This window comes from Alicyclobacillus vulcanalis, assembly GCF_900156755.1.
GTDB lineage: Bacteria > Bacillota > Bacilli > Alicyclobacillales > Alicyclobacillaceae > Alicyclobacillus > Alicyclobacillus vulcanalis.
In genome coordinates, this window is the sequence record NZ_FTOO01000010.1 from 36,612 (window position 1) to 58,666 (window position 22,055).

21 protein-coding genes are annotated in these 22,055 nt (G+C 55.6%); 14 read left to right on the forward strand and 7 right to left on the reverse strand.

Going from position 1 to position 22,055, the window contains the following annotated elements; all coding sequences use genetic code 11:
• The first annotated feature begins 13 nt into the window (after window positions 1-13).
• From BW934_RS11425 to BW934_RS15100, 4 genes are all read left to right on the forward strand, one after another.
• A complete protein-coding gene (locus BW934_RS11425) occupies window positions 14-604 on the forward strand; it encodes a DUF2140 family protein (protein WP_076348197.1) in 591 nt (196 codons plus the stop codon).
• Window positions 605-684: 80 nt separating this feature from the next.
• On the forward strand, window positions 685-2,487 hold the full coding sequence (locus tag BW934_RS11430) for a spore germination protein (RefSeq protein ID WP_076348199.1): 1,803 nt from the start codon (window positions 685-687) through the stop codon (window positions 2,485-2,487).
• A complete protein-coding gene (locus BW934_RS11435; RefSeq protein ID WP_076348201.1) occupies window positions 2,484-3,608 on the forward strand; it encodes a GerAB/ArcD/ProY family transporter in 1,125 nt (374 codons plus the stop codon). Before BW934_RS11430 ends, BW934_RS11435 begins: the two co-directional genes overlap by 4 nt.
• Entirely contained in the window at window positions 3,601-3,774 is a 174-nt protein-coding gene (locus BW934_RS15100; RefSeq protein ID WP_200805752.1) for a hypothetical protein, read from the forward strand. Before BW934_RS11435 ends, BW934_RS15100 begins: the two co-directional genes overlap by 8 nt.
• A gap of 268 nt (window positions 3,775-4,042) precedes the next feature.
• Here the strand turns inward: BW934_RS15100 and BW934_RS11440 are convergent, their stop codons facing one another.
• From BW934_RS11440 to BW934_RS11455, 4 genes are read right to left on the reverse strand one after another with little or no spacing between them, the layout of a single operon-like run.
• A complete protein-coding gene (locus BW934_RS11440) occupies window positions 4,043-4,528 on the reverse strand; it encodes a flavin reductase family protein (protein WP_234969753.1) in 486 nt (161 codons plus the stop codon).
• A gap of 39 nt (window positions 4,529-4,567) precedes the next feature.
• Window positions 4,568-5,749, reverse strand: coding sequence for an acyl-CoA dehydrogenase family protein (locus tag BW934_RS11445; RefSeq protein ID WP_076348205.1), 1,182 nt, complete (start codon window positions 5,747-5,749; stop codon window positions 4,568-4,570).
• A gap of 10 nt (window positions 5,750-5,759) precedes the next feature.
• Window positions 5,760-6,734, reverse strand: a complete 975-nt coding sequence (locus BW934_RS11450) for a VOC family protein (protein ID WP_076348207.1) — start codon at window positions 6,732-6,734, stop codon at window positions 5,760-5,762.
• On the reverse strand, window positions 6,731-7,666 hold the full coding sequence (locus BW934_RS11455; protein ID WP_076348209.1) for a fumarylacetoacetate hydrolase family protein: 936 nt from the start codon (window positions 7,664-7,666) through the stop codon (window positions 6,731-6,733). Before BW934_RS11455 ends, BW934_RS11450 begins: the two co-directional genes overlap by 4 nt.
• A 191-nt stretch (window positions 7,667-7,857) precedes the next feature.
• On the opposite strand from BW934_RS11455, the gene BW934_RS11460 reads away from it, so the two are divergent.
• From BW934_RS11460 to BW934_RS11495, 9 genes are all read left to right on the forward strand, one after another.
• On the forward strand, window positions 7,858-8,790 hold the full coding sequence (locus BW934_RS11460) for a LysR family transcriptional regulator (RefSeq protein ID WP_076348211.1): 933 nt from the start codon (window positions 7,858-7,860) through the stop codon (window positions 8,788-8,790).
• 134 nt (window positions 8,791-8,924) lie between these two features.
• Window positions 8,925-9,956: a quercetin 2,3-dioxygenase gene (locus BW934_RS11465; RefSeq protein WP_159437315.1), complete on the forward strand. Its 1,032-nt coding sequence runs from the start codon at window positions 8,925-8,927 to the stop codon at window positions 9,954-9,956.
• 86 nt (window positions 9,957-10,042) lie between these two features.
• Window positions 10,043-10,315, forward strand: coding sequence for a hypothetical protein (locus tag BW934_RS15490; protein ID WP_407639962.1), 273 nt, complete (start codon window positions 10,043-10,045; stop codon window positions 10,313-10,315).
• Complete coding sequence (locus BW934_RS11470) at window positions 10,198-10,932, forward strand: alpha/beta hydrolase (protein WP_076348215.1); 735 nt, start codon at window positions 10,198-10,200, stop codon at window positions 10,930-10,932. The genes BW934_RS15490 and BW934_RS11470 overlap by 118 nt, the downstream gene beginning before the upstream one ends.
• A gap of 42 nt (window positions 10,933-10,974) precedes the next feature.
• Window positions 10,975-12,273, forward strand: a complete 1,299-nt coding sequence (locus BW934_RS11475; protein ID WP_076348217.1) for an MFS transporter — start codon at window positions 10,975-10,977, stop codon at window positions 12,271-12,273.
• A gap of 52 nt (window positions 12,274-12,325) precedes the next feature.
• The gene (locus tag BW934_RS11480; protein ID WP_143232647.1) at window positions 12,326-15,109 is read left to right on the forward strand and encodes an alpha-L-rhamnosidase; all 2,784 of its coding nucleotides are present in this window, start codon (window positions 12,326-12,328) and stop codon (window positions 15,107-15,109) included.
• A 276-nt stretch (window positions 15,110-15,385) separates the two neighbouring features.
• Window positions 15,386-15,823 carry a ribonuclease HI gene (gene rnhA / locus BW934_RS11485; protein ID WP_076348219.1) on the forward strand — a complete coding sequence of 146 codons (438 nt, stop codon included), beginning with the start codon at window positions 15,386-15,388 and terminating at the stop codon, window positions 15,821-15,823.
• On the forward strand, window positions 15,820-17,064 hold the full coding sequence (gene queG, locus BW934_RS11490; protein ID WP_076348221.1) for a tRNA epoxyqueuosine(34) reductase QueG: 1,245 nt from the start codon (window positions 15,820-15,822) through the stop codon (window positions 17,062-17,064). Before rnhA ends, queG begins: the two co-directional genes overlap by 4 nt.
• Complete coding sequence (locus tag BW934_RS11495) at window positions 16,997-17,512, forward strand: methylated-DNA--[protein]-cysteine S-methyltransferase (RefSeq protein WP_234969754.1); 516 nt, start codon at window positions 16,997-16,999, stop codon at window positions 17,510-17,512. Before queG ends, BW934_RS11495 begins: the two co-directional genes overlap by 68 nt.
• Window positions 17,513-17,626: 114 nt before the next feature.
• Here BW934_RS11495 and BW934_RS11500 read toward each other — a convergent pair whose 3' ends face one another.
• From BW934_RS11500 to BW934_RS11510, 3 genes are all read right to left on the reverse strand, one after another.
• Window positions 17,627-18,907 carry a phosphotransferase gene (locus tag BW934_RS11500; protein WP_076348225.1) on the reverse strand — a complete coding sequence of 427 codons (1,281 nt, stop codon included), beginning with the start codon at window positions 18,905-18,907 and terminating at the stop codon, window positions 17,627-17,629.
• An 85-nt stretch (window positions 18,908-18,992) separates the two neighbouring features.
• A complete protein-coding gene (locus BW934_RS11505; protein ID WP_076348227.1) occupies window positions 18,993-20,081 on the reverse strand; it encodes an isocitrate/isopropylmalate family dehydrogenase in 1,089 nt (362 codons plus the stop codon).
• A gap of 54 nt (window positions 20,082-20,135) precedes the next feature.
• Window positions 20,136-20,894: an IclR family transcriptional regulator gene (locus BW934_RS11510; RefSeq protein ID WP_076348229.1), complete on the reverse strand. Its 759-nt coding sequence runs from the start codon at window positions 20,892-20,894 to the stop codon at window positions 20,136-20,138.
• A gap of 138 nt (window positions 20,895-21,032) precedes the next feature.
• Here BW934_RS11510 and BW934_RS11515 point away from each other — a divergent pair, with 138 nt between their 5' ends.
• Complete coding sequence (locus BW934_RS11515) at window positions 21,033-21,995, forward strand: amidase domain-containing protein (protein ID WP_076348231.1); 963 nt, start codon at window positions 21,033-21,035, stop codon at window positions 21,993-21,995.
• The last annotated feature ends 60 nt before the right edge of the window (window positions 21,996-22,055 follow it).

Below are 22,055 nucleotides of genomic sequence, written 5' to 3' on the forward strand. Positions count from 1 at the left end.
AGGCGTGATCGACATGTGGAAGCGGCTGTTCATCGTGCTCGCGGCGCTCGATCTGCTCGCGGTCGTAGCAGGCCTCATTGTGTGGAACAGTCTGCCCACGGCCTCCCGCGCGCCCGCGCCCGCCGCGCCGCCCGTCACGAGCGCCCCCGTCGTCCAGGTGGACATCGGAGCCGACGCCATCAATGCCTACCTTGCGTACGCCATCGCGCACGATCCCGAGGTGAGTCGTGTCCTGGCCTCCGGCAGCGTTCAGTTCGGCGACACCTGGGTGTGCGACTTCGCCGTCAAGGTCCTCGATCACGCCGTGCCCATGCAATTCGTCGTCACACCCGTGATTCAAGGCGGGAACCTCGTGCTCCACGTGGATAGCGCGCAGCTTTCCTTCATCCCCATCCCACGCACCGTCGTCTTCTCCGTCCTCGAGCGAGCGCCCTTGCCCAACTGGATCCAAGTCGATGGCTCCGCTCAAAACATCGCGCTCAACTTCACCGAGCGGCCCGCCAAGCCGTTTGCCGTCCGCGTGGTAGGCTATTCTCCGACGACTCAGAAGCTCTCGCTCGATCTCGCCATTTCTCCCCAGGCCCTCTCGCGACAAACCTCCTGACGCCTGCCCCGCTGGATAACTTCCTTCGCCAGGAGCAACCTAAAGGACCGAGGAACCTGGTCCGAATAGGAGGGCACTCCATGGACGTGGGAATTGCAGGCGCCATCAAACGGCTGTTGACCGTCGATGACAACGTCTTGAACGACGACTTCTCTCTGACAAGCGACGAGAATGAGCCAGACGCGGATCGGTACGGCGACGAACCCGTGGACGAGTCCGTCAACTTCACGACGGCCGAAAACAAGATGGACACTGCGAAAAAACCTGTGTCCATGCGTTCTTTTCTGCGGCGCGCCGCGCAGGAATACGACGAAGCTGTGCAGAAGGCGCACGCCGGCCAGCAGGAAAAAATTGAAGTCGATCTCGACGAGATGAAGCATCGGCTGTTTCGCTTCTTTCATCTGCCCCAAAACAAGGACATCGTCATCCGCGAGTTCTCCGTCGGCGTCGAGGGCCGCTCGCCTTGGCGCGGCATGGTCGTGTATGTCGATGGCCTGGTCGACAAAAACGTGATCAATTGGGCCATCCTCGAGCCCTTGATGATCTGGTCCCACCTGGCCGACGACCCGAAGCGCGCGCTGTCCTATGTCGTCGATCACTTGGTGCCGGGTCACCAGACCCAGGTGATCGAGAAGTGGTCGGAGGTCGTGTTCAACGTCCTGGCCGGATCGACCGTGGTGTTTTTGGACCGGTGCGACGCGGCGCTGGTGGTGGAGTCCAAGGGCTGGGAACACCGCAGCGTGGCCACACCGAAGATGGAGAATGTGGTGCGCGGCGCTCAGGACGCCTTCACCGAAAACTTCCGCACGAATACGGGGCTCGTGCGGATGCGCCTGCGTTCCGAACACCTTGTCACGGAAATCCACGCGGTGGGCAATCTGGCGAAGACGGACGTGGCCATCATGTACATTCACGGGTTGACGAACCCGAAACTCGTGAAAGAGGTGCGCCGGCGCATCTCCGACATCGACGTGGACTACATCCTCGACGCAGGGATGTTAGAACAGTTTATCGAAGACCGGCCCAGCATGATGATTCCGCAGGTCCTCGTGACCGAGAGGCCGGATCGCGTGGCCGCCATGTTGGCGGAAGGGTACATCGCGATCTTCGTCGGGCATAGTCCGGTAGCCATCATCGTGCCCGTCGTTTTGTGGTCGCTCATGCACACGTCCGAAGACACCAATCTGCGCATCATCCCGGGCACGTTCATCCGGGCGATTCGTTGGATTGCGCTGATGACGGCGCTGCTCCTCCCGGGGCTGTACATCGCGGTGACCAACTATCACTCGGAGATGCTGCCCACGGACCTGATGCTGGCCATCGCGGGCAGCCGGGAGCAAGTGCCGTTCCCGGTGGTCGTTGAGGTCCTGCTGATGGAATTCGCGATCGAGCTCATTCGCGAGGCAGGCATCAGGATACCTTCAGTAATTGGACCAACCATTGGCATAGTGGGAGCGTTGATTATTGGCCAGTCCGCGGTGCAGGCCGGGATCGTCAGTCCGCTGCTTGTGATTGTCGTCGCCACCACGGCGCTTGCGTCGTTCACAGTGCCAAACTACGAACTCAGCATGGCCGTGCGCATTCTGCGGTTTGCGTTCCTCATCGCGGGGGCGGTGCTTGGGTTCTACGGCATAGCCATCCTGTTCGTCGTGTACATCGTGCGCCTCTCCATGTTGAAGTCGTTTGGCGTGCCATTCCTGTCGCCCATTGCACCCATCAGCGGCGCGGCTCGAGACGTGTTGGTGCGCGGCCCGCTCTGGGGCATGAACAAACGGCCAGCGTTTCTGAAACCGTTGCGCAGCTGGCGCCAGAGCCCGGTCACGCGGCCGTGGTCGGCGGTGACACGCCGCGAAGCAGGTGAAGGAGGGAGGCCTGAGTCATGAGCCAATCGGGCAAACGGGATGCCAAGGTGCCGGCCGCCGAAATGACGGCCATGCTCATCATCTTTGTGTCTACGAACGCGTTTCTGACCTATCCGCGCTACATCAGCTTCAGCGCGTACGAGGCCGCTTGGATGGAACCCGTCTTCTCGGGAGCGCTCACCCTGGCGCTGTTTTACCTCGTGGAGTGGATCATGAGGAAGTACTTTCAGAACCTCGACATCGTCGAGATCGCCAAAGAGGTGTTTGGACGATTCGGCGCCATCTGTATCGCGCTCGTCTTTGCCTTGTACTTTCTCTGCTCCACGGCGGCCGTGATGCGCGAGTTCACCGAAAACGTGGTGAGCACGGTGCTTCCTTCGACGCCCCTGCTGCTTGTCGGTGCGGTCTTCATGTTCGCCGTGGGCTACATTGCCTACGCAGGCATCGAGGGCATCTGCCGAACAGCCTTCATCTTTTTGCCCATCCTGCTCGTGGGCCTCGTCGGGGTGTGCCTCATGACCGTGAACTGGTGGAGACCGTACTTGCTCCTCCCGTTTTGGGGCACGGGGCCGATTCGCGTGATCACAGGCGCCATGCAATACAGTTCGATCTTCGCGAATGTGCTTCTTCTGACCATCATCTTTCCGCACGTGAACAACCCGCGAAAAATGCGGCGGATTGGTGCGGTGAGTATCATCGTCTCGACACTCTTGCTCGTGTTTCTCGTGTTGTCGTATCACATGGTGTTTCCGGCCGCTGAAACGGGCAAGACGTCGTTTGCCCTGTACCGATTAGCCCGCATGATTCACATGGGGCCGTTCTTTCAACGGCTTGAGAGCATCTTCATTTTCCTCTGGGTCACCGCAGCAACGGTTCGCATGGCCGTGACCATGTGGGGCTCCGCGTATCTCCTGTCGAAGGCGTTCAGTTGGCCCACGTATCGACCTGCGGTCCCAGCCATCGTACTGTTGTCGTTTTCGCTTGGCATGTGGCCGCAGAACTGGATGGACGTCATTGAGTTCGACGGCACGTACCTGCTGAAGTGGGGATGGATCGTCGTGTTCGCCATCCCTGTCGCTGTCCTTCTCAGCGGCTGGGTCAAGCGATCTCGCCGTCGACACAGGAGGGTTCGCCATGTTTAAGTATCTGTTTGCCATGATCATCCCTGTCGGCATCTTTATCTACACGCTGTCGTTCATGCGATGGGCGGGGAGCAAGAGCGGCCCAGTGGCGTCGGTGTCTGCCGGCGCCTTGGCAATCATCTCGCTGGTGGTCTCGGGTGCAACGCTGTGGCGGATCTTGACGTGAGGGGTCCAGCTCGGGCTGGGCCCACTCGTGAGATGGAAAGAAGGGAAGGTGTACGTAATTATAGTGATGTTCTTCATGAGATTCCTGTATAGAAAAGCCTGCGCATTTGAATGTAAACTATACAAAGAAATAACCGCGCTTTGGCGCGGTTCCAGCACGAGAGAGTCGTTTTATTCTCGACGCTCACTATGAAAGCGAAAACAGCTGAGTTCGTGAAGGTTCTTAACATCTACCTGAGAACGTCCGATCCAGCTGCATTTGTTTATTGTCATGCCAATCGGCAGTACTGTCCCTTGAAAAAACATAGGGGCTTTGTTTTGTCCTCATTCATCATCGCACTAAGAACTTCTCCAACTATGATAACGTGGTCGCCGCCGTCGTATTCTTCAAACAGCTTGCAATCAATATTTGCGAGTGCTCCGTCAAGGACGGGAGATAAAGTGTTATTACACGAAAAGCAGAAGCTGGGTGTTTGCTGCACGGCTTGATTTGCAAAGAGTCGCGACAAATTCTCCTGATCGTCCGCCAAAATATTAATCGCAAACCTTAGACGTTCGCGAATGAGTCTTAGTGTTTTCGCCTGCTTGTCAAGACAAATGAGGACGAGAGGAGGATCCAACGATAACGAGCTGAATGCGTTAGCTGTCATTGCGTGGACAGAGCCGTCATCGCCACCTACGGAAATGACGGTGACGCCAGTTGCGAAGCGCCCTAACACTTGTCGAAACGCTTGTTGTGATATCGCCGTGACCAATGTAATTCCTCCTGACATATTGATATCCTCCAGATTTACTTAATATAGGACTTCTGCTGGCAGGCCCAGTTCCATTTGCGCATATAGTGTACCGACAGATTCAAAATTGAAGGCCATGTGCATGGCCCCTGCATGAATGTCGCGCCAGAAGAGCTGCAGGAGGTTTCTTTCAGCCGTTGCCGCAGCTCCGCTTGTCATAAACATTGTCTCGACTGCCTCCGTGCAGAGCTCGGCACAGTAAGCGTAGTTGCAGCGCAGAGACACGCGGGTTTTGTAATCAAGGGTTTCACCCCTGTGAACAATCTGCAAAGAATGTTCGAGCAGTGCTTTTGCTGCTTCAATCTTTTTAGCTACACGAGTTAGCCTCACCTGTTGGCTGGTCGATGACGCAACAATACCGCCATTTCGACTCCGGCTGTTTGCAATGTGGTCCCGCCATAGCTCGTACGCACCAACCGTTGCCCCTATGATTACCGATAATAGAGTTACCGGCATTACAGCCGAAAGCTGAATTTTGTACAACGGGGATGGGTTTACAAGTGTACCCGGTGCCTGGGCATCTTCGTTCCAAGGTTCAAGCGCAATAACACGATGTTGGGGCACAAAAACGTTGGTCAGTTCAACAACATTACTACCTGTTCCGCGCATACCCACGACATGCCATACGTCGTGGACAGTGCAATCTGATTTAGGAACTAAGAAGTACAGTGTATGGCGTCCAGATTCTGACTGAATTGCAGGGTCGCGATGACTCACGATGACCCAGTCGGAGTGGTCAATGCCTGATGAGAAACTCCACTTACCATTTAACCTGTACCCGCCGGGTGTGATTTCGCATGATGATCCTGGGGCGGGGTTAAATGAAGATGCCACACATGCATCTGGAGTAGCGTGCCATACGTCTGCTTGAGCCTGCTCAGGCCAAAAGGCGACCATCCAGTTGTGTAACACAAGCAAGGAGTAACACCAACCTGTCGAAGGGCATGCTTTGGCAATTTCCATCGCGGTTTGAGATGCCTCGTACCACGACATTTCGTGACCGCCCCACCGGCGGGGAACAAGTAGTCGGATTAGGCCGGATGAAATGATGGGTTGCATTACCTCATCGAGTTGCTTTCGTTCTTCATCAATTTCCCAAACATGCGGGCGAATAACTGCAAACAAGGATTGTGCAGTGGAGATGACGTGCTCCGGGTTGTAGATCTGAACCGTACTTGCCACATAGATCACCTCAATCTGTAGTCTGGTATTGTTCGTGAACGGGTGTACCGTATCGATGGAATGATGCGGGAAGCTGTGTTCCCCAGGCCAGACCCCGGCGCCGCTCTTCTGCGCTCCAGGTGACGGTTTCCCAATCGGGAGTGTAAATGAGGAATCCCCCAGAACAGACTTCGATTCGGTTTCCGCCAGGCTCATACACGTAAACAAATATGGTTTGACCAGCGACGTGTTTGTTGGGGGGAACTTCTATATACACCCCGCGTTCCATAAATAAATCGGCAGCCCGCATCACGGCCTCAAGACTGTCTACGCGGTAAGCGAGATGGTGAAATCTCCCACGAAGACCCGTTTGGTCTCGTGAAATGGCCAAATCGTATGACTTGTTAGTAACATGTAACCAAGCCGTCGTCTGTTTGCCATCACGATCGATGGCTACTTCGCTCAGGCGAAAACCAAGTACGTCCCTCAAAAAGCGGGTGTCTGAATCGACGTCAGAACTGAACAAATTACAGTGGTCGAACTGCTGCACGTTCAACCCCTGCCCGAGGAACACATCCGGTTGATTTTTAAGATAGGGAAGATTTTCTTTCGGTGCGCAGTAACGCTTCGCCTCGTCGAATACTTCACACAGATGACCATTTGGCGTGCGGAAGCGATAGGCCGGACCGTGACCATAGTCCCCGTCGATCCACCCCATTCCCAAACCTGAGTCTTCAATGTCGTGGACAATCCGCTCCAGCGCACGTCGAGACTGTGCTCTAAACGACAGGTGACCCAACCCTGCGTATGGTGATTCCGTCAACTTAAGACTGTAAATCTGTTGATCCCAGTAGGCGCGCAGAAATATAGACTTACCCTCTTGGGCGACGACTCGTAGGCCGAGTATGTCTCGAAAGAAACATAAGCTGTCCTGAAGAGTAGGCGTGAGTAATTCGACGTGAGCGATGTGAGCGACGTCTAGTTTGAACTCTTGCTCCTCCTTCACGACTCTCTTACCTCCTCGATGCGAGTTTCAATCCATCCGAGCTTCTCAATTTCCACTCGAACGACATCACCGTCTTGCAAAAACACGTTTCTTGCTTCACCAACACCACCTGGAGTTCCAGTTAGCACAATGTCCCCGGGGTCGAGGGTCATGATATGGGACAAAAAGGATACCAGGTAATCAACACCGAAAACGAGTTCTGACGTCGTCGCACGCTGACGTTCTTCGCCGTTGACGGTAACACGTAGGGAAAGGTTGTGTGGATCCGCTACTTCGTCACGGGTGACCAGATACGGACCAAGGGGGAGGCTGCCATCAAGACTCTTTCCTTGCAACCACTGAATGGTGCGTTTCTGCAAGTCACGCGCAGACAGGTCGTTTGCAATCGTGTAGCCCGCTACATACTCGAAAGCCCTTTCGCGTGGAACACGTTTTGCCCGACGGCTAATGACGAATGCGAGTTCGCCCTCATAGTCAAGTTTTTTGGTCAAGTCAGAACACCACGGGAACGCACTGTAAGGTCCCAAAAGCGTATTCGAGAATTTAGCAAAGATGACCGGATGTGTTGGCAAATCGCGTCCCATTTCGAGAATGTGGTTTCGATAGTTCAACCCAACCGCAATAATTTTTTTGGGTCGAAGGATAGGGGGCCCAAGTTCCACCGCTGATAAGGAGTAAACACCGCTTGACCCCGGACAGTCCTCTGCGTATTTAATCGCCTGCTTTGCAGCATCCCAAGCAAAATCACCTGTTTCCAAAAATTCAGTTGGGTCGGACGGCAACATGGCTTGGGAAAGTTCGCTAGCACGCAGCTGCCCGCCAGCAAACAACATGCTCATATAAGCTTGTTGCGGATCGCAGATATGGTCGTTTCCAACGAGAATGCCTAAACGGAACGGTTGTTCGCCATGCTTGTATGTCAGTAACTTCACGCCGGCAGGCCTCCTTCTGGTGTTGAAGGCTAGAAAGGTGAAACAGTTGTAGTTCCATAATGCATCTTGCGAATTTTAATTTGAAATATTTAGATCCGATGTGAGAAATAAAATTTATAGATTTCTCATGCTTGCTTAGATGCGTGCGCGCGTCTCCAGCCGCATGTATGATTTGTCTGGGGGCGATTCACTTGGATCTTGATCTTCGACAACTAAGATACTTCATCAAGGTTGCAGAACGCTTGAACTTTACGGAGGCGGCCAATGAGCTTTTTGTTGCTCAGTCGGCAGTAAGCCAGCAAATTGCCGAACTGGAGAAAAAAATCGGTGTCCCATTATTTATCCGGAATAAGCGATTTGTTCGGCTCACGAGTGCCGGGCAACGGTTATATCAAGACGTGGTCCCTCTCATGCATCGCATGGAGGAAGCTATCCACACCGCGCGACTAGTTCATGAGGGTCTTGTTGGCGCTCTACGCATCGGTTTTCTGGCACCGCATGTCCGTGCCTTTTTGCCTGATCTAATTAAAGAGTTTAAACGTCAGTATCCCGACATTGACTTAACCCTAAATCATTATCATCACGGTATGTTACTGCAGTACATTGACGCTGGTGAACTAGATCTTGCCATCACAACACCATTTGGGTTGCACCGAGTTGAGGGTATCGTACAAGAGGTCATTCGAACCGAACCGTTTGCTGTCGTTCTGCACCGCAATCATCCGCTTGCTAGTCGCGACAGGCTTCAGATTTCGGATTTACGGCACGAACCTTTTATCATACACAATCGTCAAGATTCTCCTGCAGGTTTTTTTGATTATACAATTCAACTGTGCTCTAGGCATGGGTTTGTTCCTAACATTGTAAGTCAGCCGAGGTTTGTCGATACGGTCCTTGTGCTGGTGGAGGCCGAACTTGGAATCGCGATCTTACCACAGAGTCTAGAGCACCATTATTCAGCTCCAGATTTGCGGTTTATTCCGATCGCTGACGCGGAGAATGATGTCCTCCAGCTCGTGATGGTATGGAAAGAAAATCACAATAACCCGTCTCTTCCGTTGTGGGTAAACACCTGTCGGAAAGTACTGGGTAGCAAAATACCGAAAGGGACCCGCGAACAGTAATCAGGAGCATCGATGACTATCATCAGAAACCTGTGTTGTTCAAACTCAGTTGCGCCGCATTATGCTAATGCACATAGATGAGTGTTGTTGAATCTGGGAAAGCGCTTTACTATTCCGAGGACGGAGGGATGGGAATGGCTCAAGCATTAGGAGGGCGTTTGGGGCGCGCCTGTTACTGTTTACGTAGCGGTGAAGGAGAATCATACCGCGTGGGAGGGCAATTGGTCACCATTTTGGCTGATAAGGAAACAACAGAGGGGCGCTTCGACCTTGTAAGGATATCTGGAGGTAAAGGAAACACATTTCCTTTGCACCGAGCAGTTTCTCATAGCGCTATTTATGTTCTTGAAGGTTCTTTAGAGCTACAGTTGAATGACGAACATTTCATGCTGACACAAGGGGACTTCGCTAGCATCCCGGCAGGAGTCGTTCAAGGCTACGAAATGAAAAGTCATTGTACCCAGTTTCTCCTCGTTACGGTAGGCGGGCACAAGTCGTCGCTTTTCAGGGCATTGGGTACAGCGTACTCGGCCCCGATTCACCCGGCGCCGTGTGGAGAAAGTCCAACACCCGAAGATGTGGCAAAGGCGGGAGCACCGTATGTAGAAGTGCTTGGGTCCTATAAGCCTGCCAATCAAAAGGGTTATGGCTATTATGGCAAACTACCTGATCGGGTCATTCCTTACGTGCTTGAAGCACGCGAGGGGGAACGGAGATTACTGGGAGATCAATTGCACACACTGCTTCTTCACCGCGAAGCTGCCGACAATGCGATGCTTTGTGCGACTGCTGAAGGCCCAAAGGGCTTAAAGGTAATCGATCATTACCACGAGCACATTACCGAGACATTCTACTGCCTGCGTGGCCGCGTGTCCGTGTGGGGAGATGGAGTGGAATACAATCTAGTTCCTGGTGATCTTGTGCATGTTCCCACTAAAGGCGTGCACGCCTACCGACTAGATACGCATGATGCGAGGTTTTTCTCCGTCATTACGCCTGGAGATTTCGTCAACTTCTTTCGCACAGTTGGCGATCCCTATAAGGAGTATGTCTATCCTCCTGTGCCCAGCCCATTCCATGCGGACCGTCTCTTTCAGTACGCAGAACAGTTAGATATTCATATCGTCGGGTCGGCGGCTGGCACACGAGATGAGATTATGGGATAAAACAACAATCATGGGGGCGTAGGGATTTGGGTGTCCAGCGGTTATTTGATGTTGCCGTCATTCAGGATGTCGTTTACCTCGAACGGTTGAATCGCGAACTAAGACTAGATTTATACCTGCCGCAAAGAACAATGTTTAAATTTCCATCTATTATTTGGATACACGGTGGCGGATGGAGAATTGGCGACCGGAAGTTGGCCCCGGATCTAAAGTTGTTTTTTGCCCAGCATGGGTTTGCAATGTGGTCAGTATTGATTACAGGCTCAGTCACGAAGCAAAATTTCCAGCGCAGATTCAAGACGTTCAAGCGGCGATCCGTTGGCTTAGGCGCCATGGCTCTGCGTATGGCGTCGATGTAACCCGCATCGGGTTGTGGGGTTCATCTGCGGGGGGGCATTTGGCAGCGCTTGCCGCTATGTCGTCGCAGATAAGGTGGGAAGAAGACGTATATTCTGAAATACCGGCTGAGGTGCAGGCGGTGGTCGAGGGATATGGCCCCATCGATTTTATGCAAATGTATTATCCCAATGAGGCCGCGGCACAGGAAGCGGGTAATGAAGAAACGAGACGCGTTGTCATGTCCGGTGAAGCAGGCCAACCTTCGCGTGAAGAAGAGCTGTTGGGTGCACCCCTGCTGGAGATACCGGATATAGTATCATTGGCCAATCCTGTAACCTATGTGAGGCGAGGCATGCCTCCATTCCTAATTCTACATGGGCTTGACGATGAACTCGTGCCCGTATCACAAAGCAAATTGTTGTACCGCGCTCTTAAGGAGACTGACAATTCTGTTGTAGCCTGCTTCATCAAAGGGGCCAAACACGCATTCCTCAATGACAACGACTTTTTGGCCAAGGTTCAGGACTGTGTTTATCTTTGGAAGTATGAATCTGGACATGAAGACCAAAAAACGCTCGTGAAAGCTGTATCCATAGGGCAGTTGTGCCTAGAGTTTTTCCGTAGGAATTTAATGTAAAAAGAACTGCATTATGAAAACATTTCTGGGTGGTGAACAAAGATGAGTGCTACACTCGACCAGCAAAATCAAGAAATCGTGAAGAAATCGATTACACCATACGGCCGTCTTGTCTTTGGGATGGTTCTGGGTCAATTTGGCATGACCCTCGGCACCGTGATACCGCTCGCATTACTGTTAACCCTAAAGTTCCTTGCAATTGACCCTCAGCATGTTACGGCTGATTTCAGTGTCTCGACAGCGATTGGTGGAATATTGCAACTCATTGCGAATTATGTTGGTGGATTCATGAGTGATCGCACCACGTTGGCGTTTGGAAAAAGAAGAACATGGATGCTCATCGGTGGCCTGTTCGGGTCTGCCTGTTTGGTTGGGATTGGGTCGGCTGGGCGAGTCGAAACGGTAGTTGCCTTCTACGCCTTGTCCGTAATATTCTTCGCGTTTGTGAGTTCCTCAGTAAGCGCTTTGATTCCAGACCAGGTTGAAGAGTCCAAAAGGGGGACGGCTTCAGGAATTATCGGTGTATTCAATCCTGCCGCCATTCTGTTGGGAATGGCATTGATGAACATTGTTAATGGCGCTTCGATCATGACGAAATTTGCTTTTATAGCTATCATCTCAACTCTGACTATTGTGACTAGTTGCGCGCTCATTCGTGACAGTAAGGGAACGAGAAGGTCTGCAACCCATGGGCACGCCGTTTCGTGGTCAAGAATATACCCAAATCCCCGTCAATTCCCGAGTTTTACATGGGGGGTTCTAACAAGGTTCTTTGCATCTGTAGCGTTTGCTTCTCAGTCGTTTATTTCTCTCTACCTTATTCAGAAGTTTCACATCGCGACGAGTCATGTTACGGGTCTGATGACGGCAATGATGTTGATTCAAACGATTTGTTTGGCGTTGTCAAGCATTTTGGGAGGAGCAATGTCCGATAAAGTGCGCAGACAAAAACCTTTTGTGTTCACTTCCGCCGTAATCATGGCGGTTGGGGTGGGTATAATGGCATTCGCCTCCAGTTTGCTGGAAGCGTTTTTGGGTTTTGCCGTCGTGGGGCTCGGCTATGGTGCTTACTTGGCAGTGGATATTGCCCTAATTGCGCGTATCTTGCCGAACCCAGCCGACAGGGCAAAGGATTTTGGCATTATGAATATTGCCTCTTCGCTACCGAACTCTATAGTTCCGACTATAGCCCCCTCCCTCATCGCTGTTGGTGGCTTTCCTCTATTTTTCTCGGTACTGGGTATTGCAGGGCTCATTAGTGCAATTGTTGTTAAACCTATACCCGAGATGCCTAGGTACGCGGTCGCTTTGAACCTCGACGGCTTTACTCACTCAGAATGAAACCGTTGAGGGCGTCTTCTAGTCCTCGCTAGGTGTGAGGTGCTATGACACCGTGCAAACAGGCATTCACGAAATTTGTGCTACAAGTCTACAAGTCGATCACCAGTGTAATCCACTTGGAACTGATATAGTGCATCCACATTTCAGTTGGGTGCTCGAAGCTGCAGGATATAACGTGATGCAAACAGCCTATCGCATCGTGGTGGAAAGTAACGGAGTAGTAATCTGGGATAGTGGCCGTGTCGAGAGTGAAAGGACTTCGGGAATAGTCTATAAGGGCCCTAACCTGTGTTCTCGTCGACGATATGAGTGGAAGGTGAAGGTTTGGGATAATCAAGGACGTGAGTCCGACTGGAGCAACCCTGCGTTTTGGGAGATGGGTCTGCTTAAGCCTGAGGACTGGGAGGCGCATTGGATCGAGCCTATTCAGAAACCTGCCTCTGAGGAAAAGATGGTGTCTGTTTTAGATGTTGTGAGTGGGAATGTGGCGACAAAGACGCTTCAGGAACAGGAAGCGGATTTGCGTCCTCCTCAATTGATACGTCGCGCTTTCCGTGTTGTGCGCTCTGTCAGGAAAGCACGCCTGTATATCACTTCACGTGGCGTTTATCGTGCCGAAATAAATGGCATGAAAGTTGGGCAAGCAGAATTTAGTCCAGACTTTACACCTTACGATAAATATTTGAAATACCAGACCTACGACGTCACCGCATGTATCAAACCAGGTGTCAACGCTATTGGTATTGTGCTAGCTGATGGTTGGTACATCGGACGTATTCACTTTGCAGGCCACAGTTGCCATTACGGAAATAAGTTGGCGTTGCTCCTCCAACTCGAAATTGAATATGAAGACGGTTCAACGGAGGTTATTAGCACCGATACATCTTTTCGCTGTCACACGGGACCGTGGCTCTATGCAGATCTTTTTATTGGAGAAAAGTACGATGCTCGCTTGGAAATACAAGGGTGGAGTTCGCCTGATTTTGATGATAGTGAGTGGTTTAAGTGCGTCTATTCTGAAGATGGACCTGCATGTATACGCGCACAATACGGGCCAGTGGTTCGGGCAATGGAGAGGCTTTCACCCATTCAGATTTATGTAAGTTCTGATGGTTCCCAAATTGTAGACTTCGGGCAAGTAATTGCAGGACGCATTCGGCTCCGTCTAAATGTTCCTGAGGGGACGGAAATCCGCATCGAACACAGTGAGGCGGTCGATACGGATGGTCAGTTCATTCGAAACATTGTCGGACGGAACAAAGAACAAACGGACATTTACATCACGTCCGGACGTGGCGACGAGGTATACGAGCCAGCTTTTACGTATCACGGTTTTCGCTACGTACGTATCACTGGTTGTCCCACGCGCATTCAGCTGGATGACGTTGAAGCCGTTGTTCTCTACAGCGATATGAAATTAACTGGTTCGTTTAGGTGTTCTGACGAGCGCCTAAATCGCTTGCACAGCAACATTCAGTGGACTCAAAAAAGCAACATGGTGTCAATTCCGACGGATTGTCCCACGCGAGAACGTGCCGGCTGGACTGGGGATGTGCAAGTATTCGCACCGACTGCTACCTTCAACATGCACGTCTTTGCCTTTTTGCGGAGGTGGTTGCTCATGGTCCGCTTGGAGCAACTGCCTGACGGGAGAGTCCCTAACCATGTTCCCGCAGGACGCTACTTGGAATTTGAATCTGGACCCCTTGGAATATCAAGCGCGGGATGGGGAGACGCGATCATCATTGTTCCTTGGGTTCTCTATCAGCGGTATGGTGATATAAGCATTCTGGAAGAAAATTACGAGGCCATGGGCCGATGGCTTAGTTATGTTCGCAGTCAAGCTGAGCAGGAGAGCGATGGTCATCGCCGGTACCTTTGGAACCACGGCTTTCATTTTGGAGACTGGATGATCCCTAGTTTGGTCATGGAGAACAACAATGGTCTGGGGCCAATTGCTTCCGCTGAAGCCACAGGGGAGTTGGTTGCAACATGCTTTTATGCCTACTCATGCAAGTTAATGAGTGAAATTGCCGATATTATCGGTCGACCAGGCGATGCAGTGTTCTACCGGCAACTATATAGCCACATTCGACAGGCGTTCGAAAAAGAGTACGTGGATGACTCCGGCCGCTTGTCTGCACACTTTCAAGGCACGTACGTTCTAGCTCTATATATGGACATGGTCTCTTCAAACTTAAGAGGTCGGATGGTGGAACAGCTGGTCAGGCTCATCGAATGCAATGGATGGCGTTTGGACACGGGATTCCTCGCGACACCATTTTTGATGGATGTGTTATGCGACGCAGGCAGGCCTGATATCGCATATCGGTTGTTGTGGCAAGAACGCTGTCCATCTTGGCTATATGAAATTAATTGTGGTGCTACTACAGTATGGGAGTCTTGGGATGCCGTCTCACCTAATGGAGATGTCAAGCTTGTGTCTCAAAACCATGTTGCCTTTGGCTGCATTGGTGATTGGATGTATCGCCGTCTTGGAGGACTCAAGCCACTCATGCCAGGCTTTAAGGAATTTATTGTCGAGCCGGACGTCATGTGTGGACTGGATTTTGTGGGTATATGCCACGATACGCCATATGGAATCATTAAGTTAGAGTGGAGACGAAGTATGGAAATCGTGAATCTGAGTTTACGAGTTCCGGCGAACACTCACGCGATTGTGCGCGTTTCAGCAAAAGTCTTGCATATCGATGTTCAGCAGTATGTATTGGAACATCGTGTACACAGTGGAGTGCACGAAGTCCTGTTGGGAAGTGGGGACTATCACATCGTTGTTGAACTTGATGACAGGGTGACGCTCGAAAGTGCGACCTGAAGTACTTGGTACGCAGAAGACCATCTGAGTCTGCCCTTTTCGAGAGATGAAACTGTAATCGCAGATACGGGTTTGCGTTTTTAAATACCGTCGTCTGTACCTATGCTTACATCAGAGTCCTATCACTGACATCAAGGCGCTACGCGACCGTTAGACGGAACATAGACAGGGCGAACTTCCAACGCACGCACCCTTCGTGGCACAAATTGCGCCCGGGCTCGCGGTCGACTATGCTGGTCCTTGCAGACAGCCCGTTTCGGGCGAAGGAGGAAGTCGATGAGCGAGGAGCCCGTGATTCTGTACACTGACGGCGCATGTTCGGGAAACCCGGGCCCGGGCGGCTGGGCCGCGATTCTCCAATGGAATGGGCGCGTGAAGGAACTCTCTGGCGGGGAGCGCGAGACCACCAACCAGCGCATGGAACTGAAGGCCGTGATCGAGGGTCTGAAAGCTTTGAAGCGGCCGTGCGACGTGATCGTCCACTCCGACTCGGCCTATGTGGTCAACTGTTTTCAGCAGCGGTGGTATGTGAATTGGCGGCGGAACGGGTGGGTGAACAGCAAAGGCGAACCGGTTCAGAACCGAGACCTCTGGGAACAGTTGCTCGAGGCCATCGACGGCCATCGTGTCCGCTTCGAGAAGGTCAAGGGCCACGCCGGTGTCGCGATGAACGAGCGGTGTGACGAGTTGGCGCGGAGGGCGATACCGCGGTGAATCGCGGAGATAAACTCTCGCTTTCGGAGATTCGGCCTCTGGCGGAGGCGGTCGGGCTACCCGAAATTGCGGCCACGGATGCGTCGCCCTTTGACGATCTCGCCGGCCCGCTTGCGGACTACGAGGCGCGCGGCCGCACGGGTTTTGAATGGGCGAATGCTGTGGAACGGATGGATCCGCGCTTTTGGCTGCCTGAGGCGAAGTCCATCATCACTGCGGCGCTTCCGTATCTGACGGAAGAGGCGGCCCGACAGATGCGCGAGCACCCGCGCCACGAACTGCGTGGGCAGACATCCTGCTATGTGTATGGGGAGGACTATCACGGCGTGCTGTCCGCGCGGCTCGAGGCTCTGGCCCGGCGGATCCAGGACCTCGTGGGCCGCGAAATCCGTTTCCGCGTGGCGGTCGATACGTCCCCGCTTGTGGATCGCCGGGTCGCCGAGCGAAGCGGCCTTGGGTGGATCGGGAAGAACGGCATGTTGTTCAGCCCTCGGTACGGTTCGTATGTGTTCCTGGGGGCGTTGTTGCTGGATGTCGAGATCGAAGATGCGAATCATTTGCCGCCGGACGTGGGCAAGCATTGCGGAGACTGCGATCTCTGCATGCGGGCGTGTCCCACGCAGGCGTTTGCGGCGCCGGGCGAACTGAAGGCTACCGCTTGTCTGTCCTACGTGACGCAGATGAAGGGCATGATTCCGCGCGAATATCGCCGGCCGCTCGGGCGGCGGATTTGGGGATGCGATGTGTGTCAACAGGTGTGCCCGCTGAATCGGCAGCGCGAGGCCGCCAAGGATGACGCCTTCCTGCCGGACCGCGAAGTGGCGTATCCCGATCTCGTCCGTTTGCTCGAGATGTCTAATCGGCAGTTTGTGCGCGCTTACGGGCGATCGGCGCTGGCGTGGCGAGGTGTGCGAACGCTGCAGCGCAATGCGCTGATCGCGCTTGGCAATTTGCGCCGAGAGGAGGCGGTGCCACTCATCGTGCGCTTTTTGTCGTCCGACCGGGTTGAGCTTCGGGCGAGTGCTGCGTGGGCGCTTGGCGAGATCGGAGGAGAGCAAGCTCGCCGGGAGTTGCAGGCGGCCCTGACAGTGGAGCAGGACGCCGAGGTGCGGCAGGAAATTGAAGCGGCCATCGCGAATGCCTCGGGCAATGGGCGCGAGGAGGCGAGCGGATGTGAAGGAAGGCGATTGGGCGGTCGTGACGGTGGAGACGCCAGTGGGAGACATGTGGCTGGCGGCTGAGCCGCAAGGCGTGGTGGCGTCAGGCTGGACGAGGCTGGAACCGGCGCCCGGCGAGCGGGAGCGGACGATGGGCGGTGACGCGCTCGAGGTTGCCGAGTGGGCCGCAGCAGAACTTCGCCGATACTTTGCAGGCGAGCTTCGGTCGTTTTCCGTGCCTCTCGCGCCGAGAGGGACGGCGTTTCAACGGGCGGTGTGGGACGCCCTTCGTTCCATTCCTTTTGGCGAGCGCGTTGCCTACAGGGACATCGCAGCGGCGGTTGGCCGGCCGCAGGCCGTTCGCGCTGTGGGACAGGCCAACCGGGCCAATCCGCTGCCTGTGTTCATTCCATGTCACCGCGTGGTGGGCGCGGACGGTCGCTTGGTGGGCTACGCCGGCGCAAACGTGGATCTGAAGGCCTGGCTTTTACATCACGAGGCCAACGTGCTACGGGCCCAGGCGATGGCTTGATGACGCCGCCCGGCCGAGTGGCCGAATGGCCGAATGCCCGGCGGGCACACGCAGCCGGAGCACACGCCGGTGGCTGAGCCGTCTCGCGAGGTGCCCCCTTCGCCCGGTACGAGTTCACTCCCCCAGGTGCTCCACTTGTTCCCGGAGGCTTCGGAGAAACGCGTGCCGCTTTTCTTCCTGCATCGCGTACCGCTGAAGGGCTTCGAGCTGAGCCGGATCGGCTCCGAAATGGTACCTCGCGTGCGCAATGCGCCAGGGCAGGTAGGGGAAGCGCAGGATGGCTTCCACCGTCCGGTATTCTTCTTTCGCGATGGCGCGGACGGCATCGAAGTGCAGAAAGCAGGCGTACGCCAGGTGCCCGTCCCAACTGCCCCGCTCCAGGCTTCGCCTGAGCAAGTGCGCCATGTCGAGCGCGCGAGGCGCCTTGCGCGCGAGCTCAAAGTCGATCAACACCACTTGGTGCTGCGGTGTATACAGGCAGTTGGCCGGGATGACGTCCAGGTGGCACCATCCCCCCGATGAACGTTCCTCCTCCAGATAGGCGATCACGTCCCGATCTTCGAGCAAAGCCAGGCTCTCGCCAGCATCTCGCTGCAGATCCTCTCGCAGGGAGAGAAGGAGCTGGTCGAACGTGTCTTTTTCCTTTTTCCGATCCGCCCGCAAGCACATCTGCCGCAAGTCCCGCAAGCGCGCCTGAAACAGCCCGAACACGTCATCGGCGGGCTCATCCGGCTGCCATTCGGATTCGAAGCGGCGCGTGGCTTCGTGGAATTGCGCGAGCGTATAGGCGGTTTGGGCGACGTGCTCTGGAAGCGCGAAGTTGGCTGGCTGGCCAGATACCCATTCCGTGACGTAGTAGGTGAAATCCCCGTGGCGCACGTACGAAGCGCCGGTTGCCGTCGTGACAAAAGGGGCGAATTTGGTAAATCCCTGCTGCTTGGCGTGGCGAAGGCATTGAGCCATGGCGCGGCAGTGCGCCGGGGAAATGCTCGAGCGCTTGGCGGCGTAGCGGCGTCCCTTGGCGTCCGTCCAGATCTCCAGGTCCCCATGCGCTTCATGCGGATGCCGGCTTTCGATGGCGAGATCGTACTTGGACACGACGGCCTGAGGAATGGGCCGGGGTGGGTGGGACATGGCAGATGCGGTTGGGGGCTCTGCGGCATCCGCCCCTGGCGCCGCGCTCCGCACTTCCGCCGCGCCGCGCGCGCCGCGTGTCGCCGTGTCGTTGTCGATCACGGCTTGACCCGAGGCGGCAGGAAGGGATTCACGCGAAGGCTCGGGCGGGGCCTGAGATGCGGTCGCGCCCGCTTGGTGCACCAGAAACGCGGGGGGCGACAGGAACTCCGCGAGCAGGTGTTGCATCCAATCCGGCAGGTTGGGCTTTTGGCTCTTCATCGGCGGTCCCCTCCGCCAAAGCCTATGCGCTCACGCGGAGGTTCGGGCGGGCGCGAGCCCAGCTTTGCGCCCGCCCAGCTCTCCTTCACACGGCGTCGCCGAACGTGCTCCAGACCTCGAGCTTGGTCCGCACTCTGCGGATGACCTCATCCGTGAATTCCGTGGTCGTGGCGTGGCCGCCGAGATCGGCTGTGCGGATGCCGTCGACAATCGACTCGAGCGTGGCTTCGTAGATGGCGCGCGACACGGTGTGGGCATCCTTGTCCTGGATGTAATTCAAAAGCGCTGCGCCTGCGAGAATCATCGCCATCGGGTTGGCCATGTTCTTTCGATACAGGTTGGGCGCCGTGCCGTGCGGTGCCTCGGCCATGACGACCTTGGGCTTGAACGCGTCGTCCAGCGACAACAACAGCGATTCCGATCCGGCGATGGTGCCGAACATTTGCAGGACGAGATCGGACAAGCAATCGCCGTCCCGGTTCAAAGCGGGGATGACGAGCGCTTCGCCAGCCCTCGCGAGCAACAGGGCGTAGGTGGCGTCGATGAGCTGAGGCTCGTAGCGCACGTCAGGGTATTCCTTGGCGGCCGCGTCCATCTCTTCCTTCAACATGCCCTCGTAAACCGGGCTCACGGTGTACTTGGGGCCGCCGAAGACCTTGGCGTGCGTCCGGCGCGCATGCTGGAAGGCGTACTTGGCCACGCCTCGGCAGACGGCCCGCGAGATCTTCTCCGTCCGGTAGGCGATCTCGTCGCCGTTGTCCAGCTGTTCCCGCCACTCCTTCGCCCCGTAGGCGTCATCCACCGCCATGCGGATGACCGAAATGGGCGAGTAGACGCCGACCGGCGGCGCAATTCCGGGAATGCGGCGGCCCGTGCGGACGATGACCGTCCCGTTGATCTCCTTGCGCAGAATCGCATTGGGGCTGCCGACATCACCCTTTTCCTCTGGCGTGATGGTCGCAGCTTTCAACCCCAGCCCCGTTTCGCGCATGGCTTCCGCTGCCTCGTGCACCACCCCGTTTTGCGTGCGGCGTCGATTCTCCAGGCTCAAGTCGAACTTCCGAATCTCGATGTCATATCCCGTGACATCAGGGGACAGCACCCGGAGCGCCTCCTCAAGGAGCTCCTGGCCCGTCTGGTCGCCCTCCATCACGATGATGGTCGGTTTTCCCATGTCCGTCACCTCAAATCGTTGGTCGCTGGTTTTGTCGCGGTCACGCGCCAAGTGTCACTCGGACAACCGCTGGGACAATTCGCTGGCGGCCCGCTTCAGTTGCGGGATCATGTCCCGCATCTTGTCCTCTGTCATACGTTCCACAGGGCCCGACACAGCCACCGCGTACAGGCACGATCCGTCCTTGTAGAAAACCGGAGCCGCCACCGCAGCCGCGCCCGCATCCCGCTCTTGCCGCGACAGCGCATACCCCTCTTGGCGGATGGTCTCCAATTGGCTGCGCAGGTCCATCTGCCGAACGCCCTTCGGCAGGCGATCCGGGTGACACGCCGCCTCGACGATCTCCGGGCCTGCGAAGGCAAGCAGAACCTTTCCCGACGCCCCAATGGTCAGCGGATACCGCTCGCCGATCGACACGACGTTGCGAATCGGCTGAAGGCTCTCGACGGCGAGGATGCGGATGCGCTCCACTCCGCTGCGTACGTAGAGGCTCACCGTCTCGTTGGTCTCGTCGCGCAGGCGGACCAACACCGGCTTCGCGGCGTCGGACCATCGGTCGTGCAAGCTCGCATTCGCGCCGAGGCTGTACAGACTCCAGCCGAGCAGATATCGATCCGACTCGGGCTCGCGCCGAACGAATCCCTTCTGCTGCAGCGCCAACAGCAACCGGTGCGCCGTGCTCTTGTGCAGCCCTGTGTGGCGCGCAATCTCGCTCAGGCTCCACGCCCGAGGCGAGTGTGCGAAAAGCAACAGGATGTCGAGGGCTCTCTCGACTGCCCTCACGGTGGTCTGCCCACTTGGCGTTTGCGGCATGTGCAGGACGTCCCTTCCGTTTCAACCTACAAAACGCGCCCCGTCGTGAGTATAGCACAGACGGCGCCCATTTTGCGCCATGAAACGTCACCCTCCATAGGCTTTTGTCATAGGATGCGGTGAGTGAGGTGACCGCGCATGTCCTCGTGCATAGATGCTCTGCGCAGTTACTTCGATACCAGGGCGCGCGTCTGGCTCCACGGCTCGCTTGGCGATCGCGGCCGTGAACGCCTCGCGCCCGGCATCGAATCCTTGGTTCACCAAGCGAAACAAAAGCGTCGCGCATATGAACGCCTCGGCAAGCGGCTGGTCCGCGTGCACACCGAAGTGCGGATCGACAAACTCGAAGAGAATGCCGAGAAAACAGTCGCTGACGTCGAGGCGACGGAGCGCATTTGCTTTACGTACCAGGAGGCGGCTCATCCGTCCGTCGAATGCTGCCTGATTCGCCACCAAATGAGATGGGCGAAGGAAGGCGGGGTTTGGCACAGGGTCACGGGGCGCGAGTCGGCCATGGGGTGTGACCTCGTGCGCGAAACCCGAGGCCCTCAGGATGCCGTCCACCCCAGGTTTCCGCGGGATCCCGAATGGCAGGCTGGCGTGTATGATCGCATCCGGGCCGTCCGATATGCCGATGCGTGGTGGGACGGGACAAATCCCCGCTTTCCGCGCTTCTCCGACGATTGCACAAACTTTGTCTCCCAGTGCCTCTTTGCGGGCGGACTGCCGATGTGGGGCGAGTCGGATCGCACCAAGGGCTGGTGGTTCCAGTTTGGGTCAAAGCCGAACTGGAGCTACAGCTGGAGCACGGCGCAGGCGCTGTATCTCGTGCTCACCAGCGCGTTTGGCGGGCAGGTGGTCTCCGATCCGTCCGAACTCAAGATGGGAGACGTTATCTTCTATGACTGGAATGGAGAGGGGATCTTTCACCACAGCACTCTCGTCACCGACTTTGACGCCATGGGTGAGCCGCTCGTGAACGCGCACACCATCGACAGCTATCACAGGCCTTGGGTGTACATGGACAGCCCCGCGTGGACGCCTCGCACGCGGTACGCCTGGGTGCACCTGCCGGATCGCGTGAAGCGGCCGAGTCGATAGGGTTGTGCGTTGGCCGTGTGGCATGTCCGTGATAGACTGGTGGGCGGACATTTCGCGAGG

Excerpts from the sequence above, each read along its gene's own strand:
- BW934_RS11425 (WP_076348197.1), top strand. The coding sequence starts at position 14 with ATGTGGAAGCGGCTGTTCATCGTGCTCGCGGCGCTCGATCTGCTCGCG.
- BW934_RS11430 (WP_076348199.1), top strand. The coding sequence starts at position 685 with ATGGACGTGGGAATTGCAGGCGCCATCAAACGGCTGTTGACCGTCGAT.
- BW934_RS11435 (WP_076348201.1), top strand. The coding sequence starts at position 2,484 with ATGAGCCAATCGGGCAAACGGGATGCCAAGGTGCCGGCCGCCGAAATG.
- BW934_RS15100 (WP_200805752.1), top strand. The coding sequence starts at position 3,601 with ATGTTTAAGTATCTGTTTGCCATGATCATCCCTGTCGGCATCTTTATC.
- BW934_RS11465 (WP_159437315.1), top strand. The coding sequence starts at position 8,925 with ATGGCTCAAGCATTAGGAGGGCGTTTGGGGCGCGCCTGTTACTGTTTA.
- BW934_RS11475 (WP_076348217.1), top strand. The coding sequence starts at position 10,975 with ATGAGTGCTACACTCGACCAGCAAAATCAAGAAATCGTGAAGAAATCG.
- rnhA (WP_076348219.1), top strand. The coding sequence starts at position 15,386 with ATGAGCGAGGAGCCCGTGATTCTGTACACTGACGGCGCATGTTCGGGA.
- BW934_RS11500 (WP_076348225.1), bottom strand. The coding sequence starts at position 18,907 with ATGAAGAGCCAAAAGCCCAACCTGCCGGATTGGATGCAACACCTGCTC.
- BW934_RS11505 (WP_076348227.1), bottom strand. The coding sequence starts at position 20,081 with ATGGGAAAACCGACCATCATCGTGATGGAGGGCGACCAGACGGGCCAG.
- BW934_RS11510 (WP_076348229.1), bottom strand. The coding sequence starts at position 20,894 with ATGCCGCAAACGCCAAGTGGGCAGACCACCGTGAGGGCAGTCGAGAGA.
- BW934_RS11515 (WP_076348231.1), top strand. The coding sequence starts at position 21,033 with ATGTCCTCGTGCATAGATGCTCTGCGCAGTTACTTCGATACCAGGGCG.